Consider the following 25,362-nt stretch of genomic DNA (forward strand, 5'->3'; position numbering starts at 1 on the left):
ATTTTAAAGCAATAAAAAAGCTCAAAATATCGTGTTGATATTTTGAGCTTTTTTTATAGATTAAATTTTTATTAAAAATCTTAAAATGAATTTTTAAGAAAATTTTTAAAAGAATTTAGGAACTTTATATTTCGAACCTTTTGATAATTCATATTGTAACATAATTTCGTGAGTTCCTGAATTTGTTACATTATAATTAGAGGTTGTTAAATCATACGAATAACCTATTAACAACGTTTCTGAAGCCTGAAAACCTAAAAGAGCACTAATGGCATCGTCCCATCTCCAAGCTAATCCTGCTCTAAATTTTTCTTTATATAAAAAATTTCCAGAGATATCCAACGACAACGGAGCTCCCGCAACAGCTTTTAACAATACTGCTGGTTTAAACATTAAATCATAATTAATATCATATACGGCTCCTGCAATGAAGAAAAAGTGCATTTTTTCAACAGCCGTTTTTCCTAATTGATTATCGCCATCATAATGTTCCATTTTTAAAATATTAGGTACAGAAAGCCCAATATACCAAGTCGGTTTATGATAATAAACTCCTGCTCCAATTGTTGGTAAAAATTTACTTACATTTTCGCCAAAAATAGCTTCATCATCATTTGCCGTTCCTTTGCTCCAATCAATATTTAAGAAACGTCCTCCTAAACGCAAACCAAAAGCCAACGTACCATCTAAATCAGTTTGAATACTATAAGAGGCATTGGCATCTAAAGAAATTTCTTGCGAAGGACCAATTTTATCATTCATAATATTGAAACCTAAACCTAACCCAGAATAGCCTAAAGGCGTATGATAACTTAAATTTTGAGTTTCTGGAGCTCCTTCAAAACCAACCCATTGCATTCTTCCAATTGCGGTGATTACACCAAAATCTTTAGAACCTGCATACGCTGGATTTACGCTCATCGTATTGTACATATACTGCGAATATTGCGGATCTTGTTGTGCTTGTATATCGGTTATCGAAGCAATAATTACTAAAAATACTGATATTACACTTAAAAATAACTTCATTTTATATCTCTTTTTATAGCTTTATTAATTAATATTATGGGCGATTTTATAATTCTTATCAAGAAAATTTTAATCAAAATTAACTTTTAATCAATAAATCATGTAACTATATTTTTAAACTCTTTATTTCTGATTTATTTCTGATGTAAAACGGATATAAAAAAGCAATAAAAAACCTTTAAAAAAAGAGATAAAATGCCTTTTATGAATTAGTTATACAAATTTAGCAATCATAAAAAAAATAAAAGTAACAAATTTAAGTTAGTTTTATTTTTTTTCAGCAACTTATTTCAAATTTTTTAACTTTTATTGATATTTATCACTAAAACCTATCTTAAAATTTAGTAATTCGCAATATTCTAAACAATTTTACATCAATTTAAATGATACTAGATAATTTTTTTTAATTTATCAAGTGTAAAATCAAGGTCTGCAAAGGTTGTTAATTTACTAAAAGAAAAACGTACCGATGCTTTTTCAGCTTCATCAGCCTCTAAAAAAGCTCGCAACACGTGTGAACCTTTACTCGCTCCACTTTGACAAGCACTTCCGCCAGAAACCGCAATTCCGTGTAAATCCAAATTAAAAAGTATCATCTTATTTTTCACAGGAAAACGAACATTTAAAATCGTATAACTACTATTTTCTAAACATTCCGATTCGCCATTAAATTGAATATTTTTAAAGTCCGTTTTTAATTGTGTACTAAAATATGTTTTTAATTTTTCAATATGTTTTTTATCTTCGGATAAATTTTCAAAAGAAATTTCTAAAGCTTTTTCCATACCCAAAATACCGTGTACATTTTCGGTACTAGCTCGTGTACCTCTTTCTTGTTCCCCCCCGTATAGCAAGGGTTTTATTGAAATTCCTTTTTTGATATAAGCAAAACCAACGCCTTTCGGACCGTGAAATTTATGCGCACTTGCTACGATAAAATCTACGGGAATTTTTTGTAAATCTAACGGATAATGTCCAATTGCTTGTACGGTATCGGAGTGAAAATACGCGTTGTTTTCCGTACATAATTGGGCGATATTTTCAATTGGTAATAAGTTTCCAATTTCATTGTTTACGTACATCAAACTAACCAATGTTTTTTGGGATTCTTTTTCAGGAGATGTTTTTAAAACCTGTTCAAAAGCATTGATATCAAGAACTCCGTGTTCATTTACAGGTATAAATTCTACGGTTATTGCATATTTTTCCTGAAGATATTCAACAGTACGCAACACGGCGTGATGCTCGATTTTAGAGGTAATAATTCGAGTAACGCCTAAATTTAAAACGGCATTATATAAGATTAAATTATCGGCTTCCGTGCCTCCTGCGGTAAAGAAAATTTCACTAGCTGATACCTTAAAATGTTTCGCAATATTTTTACGAGCAGTTTCCACGACTGCTTTTGCTTTCCTTCCAAATTGATGAATAGATGATGGATTTCCAAAATTATGCAACATTGATTCCTGCATTACGGCAACAACGGCGGGTAATATTGGTGTTGTGGCGGCATTATCTAAATAAACAGTTTTCATAAAATATTTATATAAAATTAATTTGGATTTTGATAAATATAAATTTCGGTAGCTCCTTTTCCGTATTTTTGATACGAAGCGTCGTAATATTTCACAGAATAATTATTCAATAAATAATCTAATTCGGTTTTTAAAACACCTTCACCAATTCCGTGAATTAACACCAATTTTGAAATGCTTTTTGAGATACAATATTCTAATTTGTGTTTTGCGGTTTCTAACTGTAAGGATAGAATATCATAATTATCCATGCCACGAGTCGATTTCACTAATTTATCGGCATGTAAATCGACCTCCATAATTACTTCATTTTTATCTTTAACAAAAAAAGATTTTTTCTTTTTAACGGTTTCTTGCGTCTTTTGTTGCCATAATGATTTTTGAACAGCAACTTGCCTACTCAATTCGTGTTGTTCTACCTTAATTTTAACCAATTCGGTTGCATAAAAAGAATATTCCATCCCGTGTTGATCTTTCACAAAAAAAAAGTCATTTTCTTTTCTTGTGATAATCCCCCGAATATCAGCGTCTAACACTGCAACTTTATTTCCTATTTCTAAACACATACTTAACCTTTACTTAATTCACAAAAAGTGCTTTACATTGTATTTTTGTGCTACTTGTATATTGCAAAAGAACTGTAAAAAAATGATAAACACTAAAAATATTAACACTAAAATATTCTTTGAAGAAGCGAGAAAAGAAATGATACTAAGTGATGTCCGTAAAAAATTACTCACCGATATTGCTGATTCCATTATTACTGAATATCAAGAAAGAGAGAAAATAAATTTAAATTTTATTTGCACACATAATTCTAGAAGAAGTCAATTTTCACAAGTTTGGGCTTTTTTTGCTATTGAATACTTTGGATTAAAAAATATTTCAACATATTCTGGTGGTACAGAAGCGACTGCTTTTCATCGAAATACGGTAAAAAGTTTACAACAAACAGGTTTTGAATTCAATATTGTTGATTTTTCACATCAAAATCCACGTTATTTAGTTTCTTTTAAGGGAACAAAAAAATCAATTGTAGGATTTTCAAAAACATTTGATCATCCTGAGAACAACTATCCATATATTGCCATTACCACTTGCAGTAGTGCTGATGAAAACTGTCCTTTTATTCCTGATGCAATTTCTCGATTTCACTTGCCTTATACTGACCCAAAAAATTCAGACAATACCGATATCGCTCTTGACAGCTATTTAAACACCAGCAAACAAATTGCTGGTGAATTATTTTATATTTTCGATATGATAAAAAAAATACAGTAGTTTTTACACTACTGTATTTTTATCATACGGAATACTTTTTAATACATGATTAATTACGTTAATCCTTGCGATTGTTTTTCTATTTGCTCGAATCACTTTCCAAGGAGATATTGCGGTATTTGTTTTAGAGAACATGGCTCTTTTATAATCCGTATAATCATCCCAAAGTTCTTGTGCTTTTAAATCTACGGGAGTAATTTTCCATTGTTTTAATGGATTATTTACGATTTCTTTAAAGCGTTTGGCTTGTTCTCTTTTATTGATAGACATATAAACTTTAACCAATCGAATACCTGATTCTAGAATCATTCTTTCAAATTCATTCACTTGATTCATGAAAATTTGATATTCTTTTTGTGTACAAAATCCATTTACAGGTTCAACCACGGCTCTATTGTACCAGCTTCTATCAAAGAAAACAATTTCTCCTGCTTTTGGAAATTGTTCAACATATCGTTGAAAATACCATTGTGTTTTTTGGTCTTCATTGGGTTTTGGCAGTGCTACAATTCGCATATGACGTGGATTAATTCTTTCGGTCATTCTACGGATAGCGCCTCCTTTTCCAGCGGCATCTCTTCCTTCAAAGATAATGATAATACGTTCATCATTATTGATTCCCCAAGTTTGCAAACGAATTAATTCTACTTGTAATTTTTCGAGCTTACGCTGATAATCTACAGTTCGAACAGCTCTTTCTAAATTAAATGGATTATTGGTTAATAATGCTTTTAATCCTTTATTTGTGTTGAGCTTATTTACAGCTCCTTGTGTTAATTTTTCCATATTAATCTAAATGTTTTGCTGAACGATAATAACGCATTACGATATTAGGATCTGGATTGTTTACGATTTTATGTTCTGATTCTTCTTGATAATCAAATTGCGATAATACATGACGCATACACTCTATTCTAGCTTTCTTTTTATCGTTCGTTTTCACGACAATCCACGGGCTGTATGTGGTGTGTGTTTTGCTGAACATTTCTTCTTTATAATAGGTGTATCTGCTCCAGAGTTCTTGTCCTTTTTTATCTACGGGACTGAATTTCCATCTTTTTAATGGATTATCATTTCGAGCATCAAATCGTTTCATTTGTTCATCTTTTGAGATAGACAACCAAAATTTGATAATGGTAACACCATCTTCGTGTAGCATGTGTTCAAATTCTGGCACTTGCGCCATAAATTTTTTATATTGATCTTTGCTACAAAAATCCATTACAGGTTCTACTACGGCTCGGTTATACCAGCTTCTATCAAAAAAAACGATTTCTCCAGGATTTGGTAATTCTTTAATATAACGTTGAAAATACCATTGTCCTTTTTCGACCACTGTTGGTTTATTCAGGGCTACTAAACGCATCGAACGCGGATTTAAATGTTCCATAAAACGACGGATATTCCCTCCTTTTCCAGCAGCATCTCTTCCTTCAAAAATAACGGCTACTCGCTTATTATTCTTGGCAATCCATTGCTGTAATTTCACCAATTCTATTTGAAGTTTTTTCAATTCTTCTTCGTAAGTTATCTTCTCGACAACTTTGTGTATTGGTATTTCTTTTTCTTCTATTAAGTTCCATAATTCATCTGTTGATGAAATACTTTCAAAATCTTCAATGGTAAGCATTTTTTTATCTTTCATTTAAAAATAATTAAGTTGAAATACGCTATATTTAACCCTACATTGCTAAAATAAGACGATAATAATTGCTATGAAACAAAAAATCTTTTTTTTTTTAATACTCTATAAAACAACTCTTTTCGCCCAGCAAAAACAACCAAAAGAATTTAGTATTATAACCGATAATGATTTATATATCTCGCTAACACAAGATCGATATTATACAAATGGACTTTTTTTAACATATCGATATCTGGCTAAAAAGACTTCAAAAAATGCTTTAAAAAATCGACAAAAAGTAATTGAATTTAAGCTTGGAAACCAGATGTACACGCCTTTTAAAGCCAGTGTAAAATATCCTGAAAATCATGATCGCCCTTTTGCAGGATATTCCTTTGGGAGTATTGGCATTACTCGATTTTATCAAAACAATACGCTCTTAAAAACAGACTTACAAATAGGAATGCTTGGTTCGGCAAGTAAAAGCAAAGAACTTCAGAGTTTTGTGCATACATTATATGGCTACGAAAAAATAACGGGTTGGAAATATCAGATTAAAAACACCTTTGGCTTCAACTTCAAAATAAATTATTTAAAAAGTTTAACCAGATTAAAAAATAATCTAAATAAATTAAACACTATATATATTGATGCCAATTGGATTAGTACCGTTAATTTCGGAACGATTCATACTGATATCTCAACAGGTTTTTACACCCGAATTGGATTAAAACCGTTGCAAAAAATTATAAATTCGATTGCATTTCATGGAAATTTAATTAAAAATACGGATGCTAAAACTGATAAATCAAAAATAGAATCCTTTATTTATATAAAACCGATGCTTCATTATGTTGCCTATGATGCCACAATTCAAGGTGGTTTTTTAAGTGAAAATACGAATCCTATTACATATAGAATCAATCCTTTTAAAATGACCACCGAAATAGGAATTCGTTTTACCGCAAATCATTTTAATTTTGGATATATTATAAAACATCATACTAAGAAACTAAAAAGTTGGCGAGTTCCTTCGCATAATTTCTACGGAACACTCGAATTTAATTATATGTTTAATTAATTTTTAATTTTTTTATAGATATCTTTGTAACTCTAATAAACAGAAAATTTACTCAATGAAATTTATCGTATCTAGCTCTCAATTATTGAAGCAATTACAAGTTTTAAAAGGTGTTATTAATAACAATAATACGTTACCAATTTTAGATAATTTCTTATTGGAACTCGCAAACGATGAACTTCAAATATCATCGTCAGACCTTGAAACGACTATGACTTCGGTTGTAAATGTTGAAAGTAATGACACCGGTTCTATTGCTATAAACGCTAGTTTATTACTCGACACTTTAAAAACATTTCCCGACCAACCGCTTACTTTTAATGCCGAAAACGGAAGTACTATTGAAATTATTTCGGAACAAGGAAAGTATGATATGGCGTATTTTGGAGGTGATGAATTTCCAAAAGCTCCAGAATTACCTAATCCTAGTAGTACTGAAATTCCATCAAAAATTTTAGCAACAGCTATTTCAAAAACGATTTTTGCAGCAGGAAATGACGATTTAAGACCCGTAATGAGTGGTGTATTTTTTCAGTTTAACACGAAAGAATTAACTTTTGTTGCCACCGATGCTCATAAATTAGTAAAATATACTCGTACCGATGTAACAGCCGAAACTGCAGTAGAATTTATCATGCCTAAAAAACCTTTAAATTTATTAAAAGGGATTTTAAATAGTTCGGATAGTAATGTAATGGTCGAATATAATGATACAAATGCCAAATTTACTTTTGAAAATGTAGTGTTAATTTGTCGTTTAATTGATGGAAAATATCCAAATTATGAAGCTGTAATTCCTAAAGAAAATCCAAATAAATTAACTGTTGATAGAGCTTCTTTTTTAAACTCTGTGCGTCGTGTTTCTATTTTTTCGAGTAAAACAACGCATCAAATTCGTTTAAAAATGGAAGGAAATTCTTTAAATATTTCTGCAGAAGATTTAGATTACGCAAACAAAGCTGATGAACGTTTACATTGTGATTATCAAGGTGATGATTTACAAATCGGATTTAATTCTCGTTTTTTAAGTGAAATGCTTAATAATTTAGATGCTAACGATGTTTTAATAGAAATGTCGCTACCAAATAGAGCTGGAATTTTAACACCTATTGATGGAACTGCTCAAGGTGAAAGTGTTACAATGTTAGTAATGCCAGTAATGTTAAACGGATAAATAATCATAACATCTTAAAAAACCATCTTTAATTAGGTGGTTTTTGAGTTTTTTTTACATATTCATCAAAATTAAAACAAGCCGTTAATCATATTAATAACTTACCAAAATAATTGAATATTCGTACTTTCATATTCGTATTATGTACTCTTTTTTTGAGTCAACTATTATTTGCTCAAAAAGATACTACATCCATAAAAGCCCCAATAAATAGTGATAAATACAATCCGTTAGCACCTGCAAAAGCGGCATTTTATTCTGCTATTTTTCCTGGAGGAGGTCAAATTTATAACAAAAAATACTGGAAAGCGCCCATTGTTTGGGCTTCATTAGCAATTCCTACGTATTATTATATTGATAATCGAAATGAATATAACCGTTATCGAACTGCTTTTACACTTCGAAAACAAGGTATCAAAGATGAATTTATCAATAAAGATGGAAAAGAATTAATGTCGATACAAGGGCTTGAAAATGCTCAAAAAATACTTCGGAAAAATAGAGATTTATCCTTATTAACAGGTGTTTTATTATATGTTTTACAAATCGTAGAGGCGAGTGTAAACGCACACTTATTACAATTTGATACTGATGATAGTTTATCTTTACAACCCATGGTATATCCAGATCCTTTATTTATAGAATCGCCAAAAGTTGGTTTAACGTTAAAATACGCTTTTTAAACTTTTTAAATTATGAAAATAGCACTACTCGGTTATGGTCGAATGGGTAAAGAAATTGAAAAAGTTGCTTTACAAAGAGGTCATGAAATAATTATTAAAGATTCAGGAGCAACAACATACGACATAAAAAAAGCAGACATCGCTATTGATTTTAGCATACCAGATGCCGCTTTTAAAAATATTAGTCATTGTATTGAAAACCAAATTCCTGTAATTTCAGGAACTACTGGCTGGTTAGAGAAATACCATGAAATTGTTGAATTATGCAATCATAAAAAAGGAGCTTTTATCTATGCTTCTAACTTTAGTGTAGGCGTAAATATCTTCTTTGAACTCAACAAACAATTGGCTAAAATGATGCAAAACTTACCGCAATATAACATTGCTATTCAAGAGATTCATCATACAAAAAAATTAGACGCACCAAGCGGAACAGCAATTACTTTAGCCGAAGGAATCATCGAAAATACCGATAAAATAGCCTGGGAATTAGATGCTAAAACATCCGAAGAAAATATTCCAATAACCGCTATCAGAACTCCAGATGTACCAGGAACTCACACCACAACATACAGTTCTTTAGTCGATACGATTGCTATAAAACACACGGCTCATAACCGACAAGGTTTTGCGCTAGGTGCTGTTATTGCTGCCGAATGGTTAGTCAATAAAACAGGAGTTTTCTCGATGAGAGATGTGTTAAACTTAGGTTAATATCATAATAATGCATTAAAAAAATGCATCAAAAATGTAACAAATACCTGAAAAATTACACTAATTAATCATTAATAAGATAATTTTAAATATAATTATTTTAGATAATTATTGAATATAATTCCTAAATAATAGGAGCAAAAAATAGCTAGATTATGACATTTTCAGAATGGTTTTTATTCTTTTTACTACTTCAAGTAATTCACTTTTTAGGAACTTGGAAATTATATGTTAAAGCTGGAAAAAAAGCTTGGGAAGCAGCCGTGCCTGTTTATAATGCAATTGTTTTAATGCAAATAATCAACCGCCCAAAATGGTGGGTATTTTTATTATTTATTCCTATTGTAAATCTATTAATGTTTCCTATTATTTGGATTGAAACCTGTAGAAGTTTTGGTTTTAACCAACGAAAAGACACCTTTTCAGCTGTTTTTACCTTCGGATTTTACATCTATTATATCAACTATTTCACCGATACTCCTTATATTGAAAACAGAAGTTTACAACCAAGATCTGCCTTAGGAGAATGGGTAAGTTCTATCGCTTTTGCCATTATAGCGGCAACGTTAGTGCACACCTATTTTATGCAACCTTATACGATTCCAACTTCTTCTCTAGAGAAAACATTATTAGTTGGAGATTATCTATTTGTAAGTAAATTCCACTACGGAGCGCGCATTCCTAGTACGACAATTGCTGCACCAATGGCACACGATACACTGCCACTTTTAGGAATGAAATCTTTTATTTCTGATGATAAAAATAAAGATGGTTTTTTAAATAAAGCGTCATTACCTTATATGCGAATCCCTGGTTTTCAAAATATTAAACGCAATGATATTGTTGTTTTCAGTTGGCCTGCGGATAGTTTAAAAACCATGTGGGGTGATAAATCTGGTGAAGCAACGTACAAACCTATTGATAAAAAAACAAATTACGTAAAAAGAGCCACGGGTATTGCTGGTGATACATTAGAAGTTCGTGATGGTTATGTATTTATCAACGGAAAAAAAACTATTTTACCAGACAGAGCAAAACCACAATGGTATTTTAAAGTCGATACACAGGGTAAAAAATTAGCGATCGAAACTATCCGAGAATTTAATATAAACGGAGAAGGGAAAATGACGAACGATGGTATTTATTTTTTTAACTTAACAGATGATGAAGCGGCTTCTTTAGCAAAAAACAACTTAGTAAAAAGTGTTACAAAACATGTAAAACCAAGTGGAACTTATGATGCAGCTGTTTTTCCACATAGCCCAAAATACGCATGGTCTTCTGACAATTTTGGACCACTTTACATTCCAAAAGCAGGAACAACAGTCGCTTTAAACGAAAATACCATTCCATTTTACGAGCAAATTATCCGAAGATATGAAAATAATAATTTAACCATTTTTGGTGATGCTATTTATATCAACGGAAAAAAAGCAACGAGCTATACTTTTAAACAAGATTATTATTGGATGATGGGAGATAATCGTCAAAACTCATTAGATGCCAGAAATTGGGGATATGTTCCTTTCGATCATGTCGTTGGAAAACCTGTGTTAATTTGGTTAAGCTGGAATCCTAACGCACCCGATTTTATGTCAAAAATAAATTCAATCCGTTGGGACAGAATGTTTACAACCGTTGGCGGAAGTGGAAAACCTACCTCTTATTTATGGTTGGTTATTGTACTTATCGCAGGATATATCATCTATAGTTTTAAAAAAGATAAAAAGAAATCATAATGTCACTTTTTATCCCTACTTATTTCGCGCCTATTTCGCAATACGCAAAAATTTATACAGCCGATTCGGTAATGTTTGAATTTGAAGATAATTATCAAAAACAAACCTACCGAAACAGATGTTATATTTATGGTGCTAACGGAAAATTATCTTTAAATATTCCTGTAAAACATTTAAGTACAGAAAACAGAAAAAAAAGTAAAGATACTTTAGTTGATAATGATATTCAATGGCAACAACAGCATTTTAAATCCTTACAATCGGCGTATAAATCCTCGCCATTTTTCGAGTTTTTTGAAGATGATATTGCTACAATATTTCATAAAAAATATACCTATTTACAAGATGTAAATATCGATACACATTTATTTATTACCGATGCTTTACAAATTGAAGATACATTTTCTAAAACATCTACTTATGAAGTAACGCCCGAAATACCTGATTTCAGAAATTTAGCGATTGCTAAAAAAGGCGTTGAAATTAACATCGATACATATATTCAAATATTTGATGATAAACATGGTTTTATGCCTAACTTGTCTATCTTAGATTTACTTTTTATGGAAGGTCCAAATACTGTTAGTTTTTTAGAAAAAATAAAATTTAAACAACCCTAAAAACTGTTTAAAATCTTATTATTTTAGATAAAAAAATCTCAGATTAATTTAATAATCTGAGGTTTTTAGTTTTATAGCATAAAAACACTGTCAGTTAGAATTATTTTTTCCTTCAAAAAATGATATCGAGAAGTTTTTTAGCATCAGAAATAAAAACAACTCGAATTCACAAAACTTAAACGCACTATATTATGATAACTAAAACCAATTCAACAGTAACTTTTAACTGTGGTATAACTATGAAAAATAGGTTTATGCTAGCTCCATTAACAAACCAACAAAGCCATGATAACGGACAACTTTCAGAAGACGAATTCAACTGGCTAACCATGAGAGCAAAAGGTGGTTTTGGTTTGGTGATGACCTGTGCTTCACATGTTCAAGAGATAGGAAAAGGCTTTTTTGGACAGCTTGGTATTTTTAATGATAGCTTAAATAAAGGACATATAAAATTAGCTAAAAACATTAAAACATATGGAAGTTTAGCGGTTATTCAGTTGCATCATGCAGGAATGCGCACACCCTCTGAACTGATAAATGAACGTTCTGTTTGTCCTTCAGAAAATGAAAAAACGAATTCTAGAGCGCTTAGTTTAGAGGAAGTTTATGAATTAAGAACCTCTTTTATTACAGCGGCTGTTCGTGCTAAAAAATGCGGATACGATGGCGTTGAAATTCATGGTGCTCATGGATATATTTTAACACAATTTTTGAGTTCTGAAATTAATAAAAGAACAGATCAATATGGAGGTTCTTTATTAAATAGAGCTCGCTTACTGTTTGAAATTGTTACAGGTATTAGAGAACAATGCGGAGCTGATTTTTTAGTTGGCGTTCGATTATCTCCAGAAAGATTCGCTATGGATATTGACGAAATAAAGTGGGTTTCTCAACAATTAATTGATCAAGGAAATATTGATTTTTTAGATATTTCTTTGTGGGATTGTTTTAAAATACCAAATGATGAAAAATATCAAAAAAGTACTTTATTAGAACACTTTACCAGTTTAGATTTTAAAAAGGTAAAATGGACTGTTGCTGGAAAAATCAGCAATGCGGTGGATGTTCAAAAAATATTAGATGCTGGTGTTGATTTTGTATCAATTGGAACTTCTGGTATATTGCATCATGATTTTCCTAAATTAGTAATAGAAAACCCTACTTTTAATCCAGTTTCACTTCCTGTTTCAGCGGAATATCTTAGAAAAGAAGGCGTAAGTGATAAATTTATTGAGTATTTAAAAAAGAGAGCTGGTTTTGTTGAATAATACAAAATATTACTAAAATACTTAAAACAAAATCTCCCTTTATTTATAAAAAAATAAAGGGAGATTTTGTTTAAGCCTGTTTAAAATTAAATAAACTGTCAGTTCGAGTGATTTTTTTCCTTCAAAAAAATTGTATCGAGAACTTTTTTAGTATAAGAGCCTGTTTAAAATTTAAAATCGCCAGCACACAATTCGTGTTACTTTATTTCCTTGACTCATTGGAATCACTTTAAATTCTTGTACGCCTAATTTTTTAGCAGAATCTTGTAAACTTTTTACATTTTCTTTTTTTGATACCAAACTGGTAAACCAGTTACTTAGTTTTGGTTGTAAAGAACTCTCGTATAAATAGGTATGTAAAAAGGCTTTTTCTCCTCCGATATACCATAATTCATTATGATTTCCTGCAAAATTACGCACGGTATTATTTCCTAAATTTCTTGATTTTCTTCTATTAGCTCCTCTGGCTTCTTCTGCCGATTTGTAAAATGGCGGATTACACATTGTTACAGAAAAAGCGTCATCTTCTTGAGTAATTCCTTTTAAAACATTCGATTCATTGAATTGTTGTCGCAGTGTAATTTTGGCATCTAATTGATTATCATCAATAATATCTTGTGCATAATCTAAGGAATCTAAATCAATATCAACTGCTACAAAATTCCAATTATAAGCCGATGCGCCCAATAATGGATATATACAACTAGCGCCTGTTCCGATATCTAAAACGGTTATTTCTGTTGATTCTTGTACTGATTTATCTACTGATTTATCAGCAATTAAATCGGCTAAATGATGAATATAATCGACTCTTCCTGGAATTGGCGGACATAAATTTTCGTCAGGAAAATTCCAATCTTTAATCTGATAATGCGCCATTAATAACGCTTTATTAAATTCTTTTACAGCAACAGGGTCTGAAAAATCAATGGTTTCTTTTTCAAATTTTTTGATAACAAACTCCGAAATTGGAGGATATTTTGCTTTTAAAAATTCAAAATCGTATCCGTTTTTATGCTTATTATTCTCGTGTAATCCTTTTTTATCTTCCATTTAAAATATCAGTACTGTAAATTCTAATTGTAGTGGCTTTAAACCGTTTTTTAAATTTTTTATCAAGCTATTTCCGTATTCTAAATAATATTCAGAAAAATTTCGGTGTCGTTCTTCTAAGCTTCCATTTGGCAGTATTTCGTTTTGCAAAACTACGATTCTAGCAACCAAATCTTTATGATGACGTTTCTCGGCACGTAACCAGCGTTTTTCTAAATTTTCTAAGCCTTTTAATTGTTTTTTTTCTTGAGCATTTACGGCTCCTAAAAAGGAAATATCTGTTTTTTTAGCAACTTCTTTTAACTGTATAAATTGCTGTTTTAAAAACTCTTTTTGCGTTGTAAAATCTACTTTTTCTTCGGATATTTCGACGACTTTCTTTTGAAGTAACTCATCTTGTTTCAAGAGAATTTCTTCTGATGAAATAGTTAATTTCGTTAATTTTCTTGCTTGTTTTTCTGATAGTATTTGTGCGGAATTTCGCAATAACAAAATTGGAAATGGTACTTTTACAGCTTCAAAATACTGTTTTAATTCCAGCCAATATGCTAATTCTCCACCGCCACCAACATAGCAAAGATTTGGTAAAATTACTTCTTGATATAAAGGACGCATAATTACATTGGGCGAAAATCGCTCAGGAAATTCATGAATTTCTTTTTGTAAATCTTCAAAAGTCCAAGAAATATTGGTGTCATTTACTTTAAAGATATCATTTTCAATGATAATACGTTCGCGAATTTCCTCCGTTAAATAAAACAAATTAATTTCCCTTGGATTTACTTGAATTTTATAATTTTCACCAAATTCTTCAATCGTTTGGGTTACCTTTTTATACGATGTTTGATTTTTTAATTCATCTTCGACAAACGGAATAAATGCTTTTTTTAATGCTTTTTCATCGGCATCAATAATTACCAAACCATATTCGCCAAATAATTCATTGGCAATATAACGCGTTGCATCGGCTAAATTCAGATGTTTTACATAGGCTTTTTTGAATAATTCTTTTAAAAATACTGCATTTTTTGAAGTTCCTAAATGTTCCGAGAAAATAGCTAAAACTTCAGCCAAACCTTCCGTTGAAAAACGTCCTACTCCTCCACTTTGATTCGAATTCCATTGTACTTTTTTGCCTTTAAAATTGAAGTAATTTATTTCCTCAAAATCATGATCTTCAGTTGCCATCCAATAAATAGGTACAAAATTTTCCTGCGGATATTTTTCTGTTAATTTTTCACATAAATTAATCGTAGAAATAATTTTATATAAAAAATATAAAGGACCTGTAAACAAATTTAATTGATGTCCTGTAGTTACTGTAAACGTATTTTCTAAGGATAAATCAGCAATATTTTGTTGCGTTTTCGGCGTTGCGGTAACCTTTCGATATTGTGTTGTTAAAACATCAACAAGTGTTTTTCTTTTATCTGTTGAAAAATGAGCTTTTTTGATTTTTAACTGATTTTCAAATCCTTCTAAAGATGGAAAATTATTATAAAAGGGTTTTATTTTTGGTGATTCTTCTAAATAATCTAACATTGTTTTAGAGAAAAAACCCGTCTTTTTAAATGGGATATGAGTTACTTTCATTTAGTTTTTTAGTTTTTTTTAAAACAAGTTGCTTATGAAGCATCAAAAATACTAAAATTTGATGCCATGCTCGAAAATCAAGCATCTATTTACCTATTTTTACATTTATATTCTGAAAAATATATTTTACAAGTTTTATTTTCAATAAAAAAGAGGCAATTCTATGCAATTTAAACATCCTGAAATTTTATATTTCTTAGCAGTTTTGTTAATTCCGATTTTAATTCATCTTTTTCAATTTCAGAAATTTGTAAAAGTACCGTTTACTAATGTCGCTTTTTTAAAAAAAATTGCGTTGCAGACTCGCAAAAGTTCTCGTCTAAAAAAATGGCTAATTTTAGCCACACGCCTATTGTTACTTACAGCGATAATTTTCGCTTTTGCACAACCTTATTTTGGAAATCATAAAGAGAGCGAAAACTCCTATGTATCAATATATTTAGACAATTCTTTAAGCACAAATACGCAAGGCGAAAAGGGTGATTTATTGCAAGTTTCCATACAAGAAATTATGGAAAATCTTTCCAAAAAAACTACCTATTCTTTACTCACTAATGCTGATTTTTATAAAAATAAAACCGCCACAGAATTAAAAAGCATTTTAGTAAACATCAAAAATACCGCTAAAAAAACCGATATAAAAACAGTTTTATTAAAAATATCCTCTGAAAACAAACAACATAAAAATACTAAAAACACGCTTATTTCTGATTTTCAAAATGTAAAAATAAGCGATGTTAATTCCTTGCCTAAAAATACTACTTTCGTCAAATTAACACCCGTTTTAAAAAACAATATCTCTATTGATAGCGTTTATCTAAGTCAGGGAAAAAATGCAACGACAAACATTCATATTGTTATCAGAAACCAAGGAAAATATAAAGAAGAAATTCCTATTTCACTCTATAAACAACAGGAATTAAACAACAAACAAATGTTTACTGTTGATGAAAATAAAACAACGACCGTTATTTTTTCAATTCTGAAATCAGCGGAATTTTCTGGTAAAATTCAAGTCGACTATAACGATGCCTATGCTTTTGATAATACATTTTATTTCTGTATAAATTCAAATCCAAAAATGGCTGTTTTAAATATTCGTGAAACTAAAAATACCGATTTTTTAAACCGAATTTATACCAGTAATGAATTCTATTTAACCACTTCTTCGGTGCAAAATTTGAATTATAATCTACTTGAAAAACAAGAACTAATTATCGTAAATGAAATTGAAAAAATATCAGAAATACTTGCCAAAAGTTTAGTTGATTATTCAAAAAAAGGCGGAAATCTAGTTATTATTCCAGCCAAAAACGCAACAATTTCATCTTATAATACTTTATTTAAAAAGCTCCAAATTGGACGCATTATTTCAGAAAAAAAAGACACTTTAAAAATTACAAATATCAATTATAAACATCCGATTTTGAAAAATGTATTTGAAAAAGAAATTCAAAATTTTCAATATCCTTATGTAAAAAAACAATACAAAACGAATTTTAAAAATAGTAGCACTATTCTTAATTTTGAAAATAAAAATGCTTTTATCCAACAAATAAACACCAATAATTCGGCAATTTTTTGGGTTGCTTCATCGCTTGATTCCCAAAATAGTAATTTTATAAATTCACCTTTGATTGTGCCTATTTTTTATAATATCGCTAAAAAAAGCCGAAAACAACCCCAATTATATTATCGAATTAACACAAAAAACAGTATCAATATTGGTATCCATAAAAATAATAGTATCAAAAAATCGGAAGTTTTACAAATTTCAAATACCGAAACTTCCTTTATTCCATTGCAAAAAACACGTCAAAATAACATAGAAATTACCACTATAAATCAACCGTTACAGGCTGGATTTTATCAAATAAAACAACAAAATAATATCTTAAAAAATATCGCTTTTAATTATCCGAAGCAAGAAAGTTCTTTAAATTTCTTAGATATTCGGAATATTGAAGAACTTAAAAATAAAACAATTTCAAATTCTGTAGAAAATACATTGCAAAATAGCAATCAGGAATCTAAAATTCAATGGCTTTGGAAATGGTTTTTAGCATTAGCCATTGTATCTTTGCTGACAGAAATTTTTATCTTAAAATTCTTTAAAACATGACAACGCTGTTTAAATCGGTAACAATTATTGATGCTTCTAGTGCCTACCACCAACAACAAAAAGATATTTTAATTACTGATGGAATTATCAGTAAAATTGAGGATTTTATATCCGAAGAAAAAGAATATAACGTTATAAAACGTAACAATTTACACGCTTCCACAGGTTGGTTTGATACCAGCGTTTGTTTGGGCGAACCAGGTTATGAAGAACGTGAAACCATCAAAAATGGTTTGAAAGTAGCTTCTAAAAGTGGTTTTACAGATATTGCGGTTAATCCAAACACAAATCCTGTAATTGACAACAAAGCGACCGTTGAATTTTTGATATATAGAGCCAATAAATCGGCAACAAATTTACATCCTATTGGCGCATTAACCCAGCAAAGTAAAGGTGCTGAAATGGCAGAATTGTATGATATGCAACAAGCTGGTGCAATTGCTTTTGGCGATTATAACAAACCAATTTCAAACGATAATTTACTCAAAATAGCCTTACTTTATACACAAAATTTTAATGGTTTAACCCTTAGTTTTCCTAAAAATAACGCCATTGCTGGAGAAGGTGTCGCAAATGAAGGTAAAAATAGTACGCTTTTAGGCTTAAAAGGAATTCCTGCCCTAGCAGAAGAATTACAAATTTCTCGTGATTTATTTTTACTAGAATATACAGGTGGAAAATTACATATTCCTACAATTTCTACTAAAAAATCGGTTGAATTAATCAAAAAAGCCAAAGAAAATGGTTTAAATGTTTCTTGTAGCGTCGCAGTTCACAACTTATTTTTAACCGATGATGAATTGCATCAATTTGATGGAAATAAAAAAGTAAATCCGCCTTTAAGAACTTCCCAAGATGTGAACGCATTGATAAAAGGTGTTCAAAATGGTACAATTGATATGATTACTTCCGACCATAATCCAATTGATATTGAACATAAAAAAGTGGAATTTTCTAACGCTAAAGATGGAACTATCGGTTTAGAAACGGCTTTCGGAATTTTAAATTCAATCTTAGATTTAGAAACCATTGTAAACTGTTTATCTAAAAATCCGAAAGAACGTTTTGGACTTCAAAAAACAACCATTAAAGAAAATGAAATTGCCAATTTAACATTTTTCAATCCAGAAGGAACTTATACTTTTACTGAAAAAGATATTTTATCAACTTCAAAAAATAGTGTATTTTTAGAAAAAGAAATCAAAGGAAAAGTATACGGAATTTATAACAATAACCAATTAATTTTAAATGATTAATCTTACCTAAAAATATACCCTAATAATTATGAATAATATAACAATCAGTGAAGGAAAAACAAATGCAGTGATTAGTCATTTTTGGATTATCGGAACTATCATTGCCTTTGTATTAAATCTAAATACTAAAAATCAATATACTAGTTTTTACATTCGCCAAATGACAGGATTACATATTTTATCTTTCTTAAACGGCTGGTTAGTTTATAAATATTTAGGTAGTTTTATTGGCTGGACAATTGGAATTTCACTATTTATTCTTTGGATTTTAAGTTTTATAGCTGTTTTAAAAGGAGAGAAAAAATTAATTCCAATTATTGGTGAATATTTTCAAGATTGGTTCAAAGAAATTTAAAAAAATGAGTTTACAATACATTATAAGAGAACCAAAAAATACGGTTCAAAATCCTGCTTTATTAATTTTATTACACGGATACGGCAGTAACGAGCAAGATTTATTTTCATTTGCCCAAGAACTTCCCGAAGATTTGCTTATTGTTAGCGCACAAGCACCTTACGAAATGGGAGGCGGTGCTTTTGCTTGGTATGCTATTAATTTTGATGCCGTAAAAGGGAAGTTTTCAGATTTAGTACAAGCAAAAAATTCTATGGATAAAATTGCTGATTTTATTGATGAAATCAAGGCAAAATATAACACAAATCCTGATAAAACTTTTATTTTAGGTTTTAGTCAAGGTGCGATTTTAAGCTATGCATTAAGTTTTAAGTATCCAAATAAAGTGCAACACGTTATTGCGTTGAGCGGTTATATTGATGAAAATTTAATTGAACAAAACGCTACAGAAAACACGAATATTACAACGGATTATTACAGTTCACACGGAACAGTTGACCAAGTAATTCCTGTAGATTGGGCAAGAAAAACACCTGTATTTCTGGAAAAAAATAATTTAAAAAATGAGTATTCAGAATATCCTGTTGGTCATGGCGTTGCTCCTCAAAATTTTTATAGTTTTAAAAATTGGATAGAAAAACGTTTGTAAAATTAAATAAAGAGTAACTTCTCGTCATGCTGAATTTAGTTCAGCATCGCATCAATAGGAGAATTACGGCAAATCAGGATGCGAACCTGAACTAAATTCAGGTTGACGGATGCAATTTCTTGTTTTTTTGCTATATTTTTTTTTCAGATGAAAATTAAACAGATTCTAACATAAAAAAACCGAGCTTAAAACTCGGTTTTTTATATTTTATTTCATCATAAATAAATAAGCAAAAACTAAAACTTAGCCTAAAATTTGACTTGCGTGTTCTTTCGTTTTTACTTTACTGATGATATTTTCAATAATTCCATTTTCATCAATAATAAAGGTTGTTCGGTGGATTCCTTCGTATTCTTTTCCCATAAATTTTTTAGGTCCCCAAACGCCAAAAGCATTTATGACTTCTTTTTGCTCATCAACCAATAACGGAAAAGGCAATTCATGTTTGTTAATCCAATTTTGCTGACGCTTTGCAGAATCGGCACTTGCACCCAAAACAGCGTAGCCTTTTGCCAAAAAAGTTTGATAATTATCTCTTAAATCACAAGCTTCATTAGTACAACCAGGTGTGCTTGCCTTCGGATAAAAAAACAACACTAATTTTTTCCCTTTATAATCAGAAAGTTTTATGGTATTTCCTTTTTCATCGACAGATTCAAAATTTGGTGCCGTATCTCCTATTTGTAATGTTGTCATAATTTTTGAGTTTCAAAATTTTGTATATTTCCAAAGTTACACAAAATTATAATACTTATAAGAGCTTCAAGATTTTCGATAATTTAAATACACGTTGTATCTTTGATACATATATCTTGTAACATATTCTTATAAAACACAAAAAATGACGAAAGCGGAAAAAGTGCAATTTGTGATTGATACCTTAGCAAAATTATATCCTGAAATCCCTGTTCCTTTAGAACATAAAGATCCGTATACCTTGTTAATTGCTGTTTTATTATCGGCACAATGTACCGATGTTCGAGTAAATAAAATTACACCTTTGCTCTTCGCTAAAGCGGATAATCCTTATGATATGGTAAAAATGAGTATCGAAGAAATTAAGGAAATTATCCGTCCTTGTGGCTTATCGCCTATGAAATCAAAAGGAATTTATGGATTATCAAAAATTTTAATTGAAAAACATCAAGGAAAAGTACCTGAAAGTTTTGAATATCTAGAAGAATTACCCGCCGTTGGGCATAAAACCGCAGGTGTAGTAATGAGCCAAGCCTTTGGAGTTCCTGCGTTTCCTATTGATACGCACATTCATCGGTTGTTATATCGTTGGAATTTATCCAATGGAAAAAATGTAGTGCAAAGCGAAAAAGACGCCAAACGTTTATTTCCAAAAGAACTTTGGAACGACCTTCATTTACAAATAATTTGGTACGGACGTGAATATTCTCCCGCTCGTGGCTGGGATTTAGAAAAAGATATCATCACCAAAACTATCGGAAGAAAAACGGTTTTAGACGATTATTACAAAAATAATAAACCTAAAAATTAACAACGAAGATAAGTAGTAAAATTAATCCTAAAAAAGCTTCAATAATTATGTTATCAAATTTTTTATCGAAGCTTTTCGTAAAGTTTAATTCAAAATTTAAATAAACTTAATTCAAGTTTAACTCCATAAAAAAGTTTGATTTCGTTTTTATAACCTTCAATGATTTTGAAAAATTGATTAAAAACTGAACCGTTTCTTTTTTAGGATTGCTATTAAATTCTGATGATTTTTCTGAGTAAATTTGCATCATAGTACGTACTTTAATCCTTATAATAAGGTGTTCAAATAACTAACGATGTTCCTTGTTGATTATTGCTTAATTCACCAAAATAATATTATTTTTTTCGATTATTTTTCGTAAATTAATCAATGCATAGCGCATTCTACCTAAAGCCGTATTGATACTTACGCCTGTGTTTTCTGAAATTTCATTAAAACTCATATCGTTATAAATACGCATTTTTAAAACCTCTTTTTGTTCGATAGGCAACTCTTCAATTAACAACTTTACATCGGCGAGTATTTGCTCTTTTATAATTTTATTTTCAATATTTAATGCTCCATCAGCAAGTACTGAAAAAATGTCAAAATCATCGGTATTATTAAATTTTGGCATTCGATTATTTTTCCTGAAAAAATCAATAATTAAATTATGAGAAATACGCATTACCCAAGGTAAGAATTTCCCTTCTTCGTTATAGCGTCCTTTTTTTAGGGTGCGAATTACCTTTATAAAAGTGTCTTGAAATATATCTTCGGTAGTGTTTCTATCGTGTACTTTACTGTAAATAAAACTGTATAATCGTTGCTGATGACGTTTAATTAATACCGCTATTGCCGATTCTTTTCCGTTAAGATAATCTTTTACTAAAATACTATCGCTTACAACATCTTTTACAATACTTTTTGCAATATTTTCATGTACCATAATTACTTTTTTTAGTGTACTTTTTTTCGGAGCACTCACGTACTCTTTTTAAGTGTATTCAAAATTTTATTTTAAAAAAGTAATTTTTTAACGTATAAGCTTTTAGTTTTTGATGTATTTACTATTATTTACTGATTTGTAGCGATTTACAAATATGCTTTTTTTTATCAAGAAAAACAACTCTAAAGACTATTTTATCTTATTTTTTTAAAAAGAGCTTCTACAATCTTTGGAAAAATGGTATTTTTATAGCTTATTTTAAAGCAAATGAAAAGAGACCTTTCTACGATAAATCCAAAAGAAAATATTATTATAAAAGGAGCAAAACTGCACAATTTAAAAAATATTGATGTCGTAATTCCTCGAAATAAATTAGTCGTACTTACAGGACTTTCAGGTTCTGGAAAATCGACCTTAGCTTTTGACACCTTATACGCCGAAGGACAGCGACGTTATGTGGAAAGTTTATCGTCTTATGCCCGTCAATTTTTAGGGAAATTACACAAACCAAAAGTAGATTACATTAAAGGAATTGCTCCCGCAATTGCGATTGAACAAAAAGTAAATTCTACCAATCCACGCTCAACTGTTGGAACTTCCACCGAAATTTATGATTATATAAAACTTTTATACGCCCGAATCGGTAAAACAATTTCACCTATTTCAGCAAAAGAAGTAAAAAAACATACGGTTTCTGATGTTATTAATCATCTAAAAACATTGGAAGAACGCTCGAAATTATTGCTTTTAGCACCCATCACTATCAATGAAAACAGGGATTTAAAAACCGTTTTACAAGTGTTGATACAACAAGGATATGCTCGTATAAAATATCAAAATAAGGTTGTTAGAATTGAAGATTTCGCTTTAGAAGCTCATCCTGAACTTGAAAATTTATCAGAAAAAACACTTTTTTTAGTCGTTGATAGAGTTATCACAAAAAATGACGATGATTTTTATAATCGTTTAGCCGACGCCATTCAAACGGCTTTTTTTGAAGGAAAAGGAACGTGTTTTATTGAAAATTTAGGCGATAATTCAGCTAAAAAAATTACAGAATTTAGCAATAAATTTGAATTAGACGGCATTACTTTTTTAGAACCCAACACGCATTTATTCAGTTTTAACAATCCGTACGGAGCTTGTCCGACCTGTGAAGGTTATGGAAATGTCGTTGGTATTGACCAAGAATTAGTGATTCCAAATACAGGATTATCCATTTTTGAAGATGCCATTTTTCCTTTTAAAACCGATAGCTATAAAATTTATAAAGAGAATTTAATTTTAAACGCCATGGATTTTGATATTCCCATTCATAAACCTTGGTTTGAACTTTCTGAAACTCAGAAAAAATTAATTTGGGACGGAACTACAAAATTTGAAGGTATCCATGATTTATTCAAAAAATTAGAGCAAAAAAGCTATAAAATTCAAAATAGAGTGCTACTTTCTCGCTATCGAGGGAAAACAATTTGCCCCGATTGTAACGGAAAAAGATTGCGAAAAGAAGCCAATTATGTACAAGTTCATGGCAAAATAATTTCGGATTTAGTAACACTTCCTTTAGATGAATTATCGGAATTTTTCAATACTTTAAAACTCGATAAAAATGAAAATGCCATCGCAAAAAGATTGCTAACAGAAATTAAAAATCGTTTGCAGTTTTTAACCGATGTTGGCTTGAATTATCTAACTTTAAATAGAACTTCCAACACGCTTTCTGGCGGTGAGAGTCAGCGTATCAATTTGGCAACTTCTCTAGGAAGTTCGCTCGTTGGATCGATGTATATTTTAGATGAACCAAGTATCGGATTGCATCCAAAAGATACCGAAAAATTAATCGAAGTTCTTAAAAATTTACGTGATTTAGGAAATACGGTTATCGTAGTAGAACACGATGAAGATATTATGAAACAAGCCGATTATATTATTGATATCGGCCCCGAAGCAGGAACCTATGGCGGAAATATCGTTGCCGAAGGAACTTTTAAAGATATTATGAAATCGGACTCTTTAACCGCTAAATACTTATCCGAAGAACTTAAAATTGAGATTCCAAAAACACGTAAAAAATCAACAAATACGATTAATATTATTGGCGCTCGTGAACATAATTTAAAAAATATTGACGTTTCTTTTCCGCTGAATACTTTAACCGTTATTACAGGCGTTTCTGGAAGTGGAAAAAGTACGCTCGTCAAAAATATTTTATATCCTGCGATGCAGAAAAAACTCTATGGATATGGCGAAAAATTAGGACAATTTACCGAAATTACAGGAAGTTTTGAAAGCATAAAACACGTCGAATTTATCGACCAAAACCCGATTGGACGCTCCTCAAGATCAAACCCTGTAACCTATATAAAAGCCTATGATGATATTCGAAAATTATTCTCGATTCAAAAATTAGCAAGCATCAGAAATTATCAACCAAAACATTTTTCTTTTAATGTAGATGCAGGACGTTGCGAGGTTTGTAAAGGCGAAGGCGAAGTTACCATTGAAATGCAATTTATGGCAGATGTGCATTTACAATGTGATACTTGCCATGGAAAACGCTTCAAAAAAGAAGTATTAGAAGTTCAATTTGGGAAAAAATCTATTGATGATATTTTAAATTTAACCATTGATGATGCCGTAGCTTTTTTTACTAATTTTGATCAACCTAAAATTGCTCGAAAATTAAAACCATTGCAAGATGTCGGTTTAGGATATGTGCAATTAGGACAATCTTCAGCAACTTTATCGGGCGGAGAAGCACAGCGTATTAAATTGGCCTCTTTTTTAATGAAAGGAACGACCAAAGACAAAACTTTATTTATTTTTGATGAACCAACCACAGGACTTCATTTTCATGATATTAAAAAATTACTTGCCTCTTTCAATGCTTTGATTCATAAAGGACATTCGATTATTGTAATTGAACATAATATCGAATTAATTAAATGTGCCGATTATATTATTGACCTGGGTTTAGAAGGTGGAAAAAATGGCGGAAACCTTATTTTTACAGGAACTCCAGAGGAATTATCAAAAAATAAAATAGCATTAATTGCACCATATATCGCGGAAAAACTGAAGTAAAATTAGAAAAGCTATCTGGTTTTTAACAAACCAGACAGCTTTAACATAACAAAAACTAACAAAAAAT

At 30.4% G+C, this 25,362-nt stretch carries 24 protein-coding genes; 14 read left to right on the forward strand and 10 right to left on the reverse strand.

The window, feature by feature from the left end; genetic code table 11:
* Window positions 1-105 precede the first annotated feature (105 nt).
* The 3 genes from L0U77_RS06115 to L0U77_RS06125 all read right to left on the reverse strand — a co-directional run bounded on the left by L0U77_RS06115 (window position 106) and on the right by L0U77_RS06125 (window position 3,130).
* The gene (locus tag L0U77_RS06115; RefSeq protein ID WP_101916858.1) at window positions 106-1,029 is read right to left on the reverse strand and encodes a PorP/SprF family type IX secretion system membrane protein; all 924 of its coding nucleotides are present in this window, start codon (window positions 1,027-1,029) and stop codon (window positions 106-108) included.
* Between the two features lie 389 nt (window positions 1,030-1,418).
* Window positions 1,419-2,564, reverse strand: a complete 1,146-nt coding sequence (locus tag L0U77_RS06120; RefSeq protein ID WP_233897800.1) for a cysteine desulfurase family protein — start codon at window positions 2,562-2,564, stop codon at window positions 1,419-1,421.
* A gap of 17 nt (window positions 2,565-2,581) precedes the next feature.
* Window positions 2,582-3,130 (reverse strand): Smr/MutS family protein, encoded by a 549-nt coding sequence (locus L0U77_RS06125; RefSeq protein WP_101916856.1) that lies wholly within the window; start codon window positions 3,128-3,130, stop codon window positions 2,582-2,584.
* Between the two features lie 82 nt (window positions 3,131-3,212).
* On the opposite strand from L0U77_RS06125, the gene L0U77_RS06130 reads away from it, so the two are divergent.
* Window positions 3,213-3,845: a low molecular weight phosphatase family protein gene (locus L0U77_RS06130; protein WP_233884344.1), complete on the forward strand. Its 633-nt coding sequence runs from the start codon at window positions 3,213-3,215 to the stop codon at window positions 3,843-3,845.
* A gap of 3 nt (window positions 3,846-3,848) precedes the next feature.
* Here L0U77_RS06130 and ppk2 (L0U77_RS06135) read toward each other — a convergent pair whose 3' ends face one another.
* Both ppk2 (L0U77_RS06135) and ppk2 (L0U77_RS06140) read right to left on the reverse strand, forming a co-directional pair.
* A complete protein-coding gene (gene ppk2 / locus L0U77_RS06135) occupies window positions 3,849-4,631 on the reverse strand; it encodes a polyphosphate kinase 2 (protein ID WP_193699886.1) in 783 nt (260 codons plus the stop codon).
* 1 nt (window position 4,632) lies between these two features.
* The gene (gene ppk2, locus L0U77_RS06140; RefSeq protein ID WP_101916853.1) at window positions 4,633-5,490 is read right to left on the reverse strand and encodes a polyphosphate kinase 2; all 858 of its coding nucleotides are present in this window, start codon (window positions 5,488-5,490) and stop codon (window positions 4,633-4,635) included.
* 70 nt (window positions 5,491-5,560) lie between these two features.
* Here ppk2 (L0U77_RS06140) and L0U77_RS06145 point away from each other — a divergent pair, with 70 nt between their 5' ends.
* The 7 genes from L0U77_RS06145 (at window position 5,561) to L0U77_RS06175 (ending at window position 12,748) form a co-directional block, all read left to right on the forward strand.
* On the forward strand, window positions 5,561-6,550 hold the full coding sequence (locus L0U77_RS06145) for a lipid A deacylase LpxR family protein (RefSeq protein WP_233897801.1): 990 nt from the start codon (window positions 5,561-5,563) through the stop codon (window positions 6,548-6,550).
* Between the two features lie 55 nt (window positions 6,551-6,605).
* Entirely contained in the window at window positions 6,606-7,724 is a 1,119-nt protein-coding gene (gene dnaN / locus L0U77_RS06150; RefSeq protein WP_101916851.1) for a DNA polymerase III subunit beta, read from the forward strand.
* Window positions 7,725-7,879: 155 nt separating this feature from the next.
* A complete protein-coding gene (locus L0U77_RS06155; RefSeq protein ID WP_233860911.1) occupies window positions 7,880-8,407 on the forward strand; it encodes a DUF5683 domain-containing protein in 528 nt (175 codons plus the stop codon).
* A gap of 12 nt (window positions 8,408-8,419) precedes the next feature.
* Window positions 8,420-9,121 (forward strand): 4-hydroxy-tetrahydrodipicolinate reductase, encoded by a 702-nt coding sequence (dapB, locus tag L0U77_RS06160; protein WP_101916849.1) that lies wholly within the window; start codon window positions 8,420-8,422, stop codon window positions 9,119-9,121.
* 155 nt (window positions 9,122-9,276) lie between these two features.
* On the forward strand, window positions 9,277-10,860 hold the full coding sequence (lepB, locus tag L0U77_RS06165) for a signal peptidase I (protein WP_233897802.1): 1,584 nt from the start codon (window positions 9,277-9,279) through the stop codon (window positions 10,858-10,860).
* Window positions 10,860-11,480 (forward strand): WbqC family protein, encoded by a 621-nt coding sequence (locus tag L0U77_RS06170; protein WP_101916847.1) that lies wholly within the window; start codon window positions 10,860-10,862, stop codon window positions 11,478-11,480. The genes lepB and L0U77_RS06170 overlap by 1 nt, the downstream gene beginning before the upstream one ends.
* Window positions 11,481-11,719: 239 nt before the next feature.
* Window positions 11,720-12,748, forward strand: a complete 1,029-nt coding sequence (locus tag L0U77_RS06175) for an NADH:flavin oxidoreductase (RefSeq protein WP_262909558.1) — start codon at window positions 11,720-11,722, stop codon at window positions 12,746-12,748.
* Window positions 12,749-12,919: 171 nt separating this feature from the next.
* Here L0U77_RS06175 and rlmF read toward each other — a convergent pair whose 3' ends face one another.
* Window positions 12,920-13,801: a 23S rRNA (adenine(1618)-N(6))-methyltransferase RlmF gene (gene rlmF, locus L0U77_RS06180; protein ID WP_193699889.1), complete on the reverse strand. Its 882-nt coding sequence runs from the start codon at window positions 13,799-13,801 to the stop codon at window positions 12,920-12,922.
* Window positions 13,802-15,394, reverse strand: coding sequence for a bacillithiol biosynthesis cysteine-adding enzyme BshC (gene bshC / locus L0U77_RS06185; RefSeq protein WP_233900894.1), 1,593 nt, complete (start codon window positions 15,392-15,394; stop codon window positions 13,802-13,804).
* A 163-nt stretch (window positions 15,395-15,557) separates the two neighbouring features.
* Here bshC and L0U77_RS06190 point away from each other — a divergent pair, with 163 nt between their 5' ends.
* From L0U77_RS06190 to L0U77_RS06205, 4 genes are read left to right on the forward strand one after another with little or no spacing between them, the layout of a single operon-like run.
* The gene (locus L0U77_RS06190) at window positions 15,558-17,516 is read left to right on the forward strand and encodes a BatA domain-containing protein (protein WP_233900895.1); all 1,959 of its coding nucleotides are present in this window, start codon (window positions 15,558-15,560) and stop codon (window positions 17,514-17,516) included.
* Window positions 17,513-18,772 carry a dihydroorotase gene (locus tag L0U77_RS06195; protein ID WP_233900896.1) on the forward strand — a complete coding sequence of 420 codons (1,260 nt, stop codon included), beginning with the start codon at window positions 17,513-17,515 and terminating at the stop codon, window positions 18,770-18,772. Before L0U77_RS06190 ends, L0U77_RS06195 begins: the two co-directional genes overlap by 4 nt.
* Before the next feature lie 28 nt (window positions 18,773-18,800).
* A complete protein-coding gene (locus L0U77_RS06200) occupies window positions 18,801-19,127 on the forward strand; it encodes a hypothetical protein (protein WP_101916842.1) in 327 nt (108 codons plus the stop codon).
* Window positions 19,128-19,131: 4 nt separating this feature from the next.
* Window positions 19,132-19,776: an alpha/beta hydrolase gene (locus L0U77_RS06205; protein WP_233900897.1), complete on the forward strand. Its 645-nt coding sequence runs from the start codon at window positions 19,132-19,134 to the stop codon at window positions 19,774-19,776.
* A gap of 243 nt (window positions 19,777-20,019) precedes the next feature.
* Here L0U77_RS06205 and bcp read toward each other — a convergent pair whose 3' ends face one another.
* Window positions 20,020-20,472 (reverse strand): thioredoxin-dependent thiol peroxidase, encoded by a 453-nt coding sequence (gene bcp, locus L0U77_RS06210; protein ID WP_233900898.1) that lies wholly within the window; start codon window positions 20,470-20,472, stop codon window positions 20,020-20,022.
* Between the two features lie 145 nt (window positions 20,473-20,617).
* On the opposite strand from bcp, the gene L0U77_RS06215 reads away from it, so the two are divergent.
* Window positions 20,618-21,283: an endonuclease III domain-containing protein gene (locus L0U77_RS06215; protein WP_193706541.1), complete on the forward strand. Its 666-nt coding sequence runs from the start codon at window positions 20,618-20,620 to the stop codon at window positions 21,281-21,283.
* Between the two features lie 106 nt (window positions 21,284-21,389).
* On the opposite strand, the gene L0U77_RS06220 is transcribed toward L0U77_RS06215, so the two are convergent.
* On the reverse strand, window positions 21,390-21,533 hold the full coding sequence (locus L0U77_RS06220; RefSeq protein WP_193699893.1) for a hypothetical protein: 144 nt from the start codon (window positions 21,531-21,533) through the stop codon (window positions 21,390-21,392).
* 66 nt (window positions 21,534-21,599) lie between these two features.
* Entirely contained in the window at window positions 21,600-22,211 is a 612-nt protein-coding gene (locus L0U77_RS06225; protein ID WP_233884370.1) for an RNA polymerase sigma factor, read from the reverse strand.
* Window positions 22,212-22,478: 267 nt separating this feature from the next.
* On the opposite strand from L0U77_RS06225, the gene uvrA reads away from it, so the two are divergent.
* The gene (uvrA, locus tag L0U77_RS06230) at window positions 22,479-25,295 is read left to right on the forward strand and encodes an excinuclease ABC subunit UvrA (RefSeq protein ID WP_233900899.1); all 2,817 of its coding nucleotides are present in this window, start codon (window positions 22,479-22,481) and stop codon (window positions 25,293-25,295) included.
* Window positions 25,296-25,362 lie beyond the last annotated feature (67 nt).

Source organism: Tenacibaculum piscium (assembly GCF_021390715.1).
GTDB lineage: Bacteria > Bacteroidota > Bacteroidia > Flavobacteriales > Flavobacteriaceae > Polaribacter > Polaribacter piscius.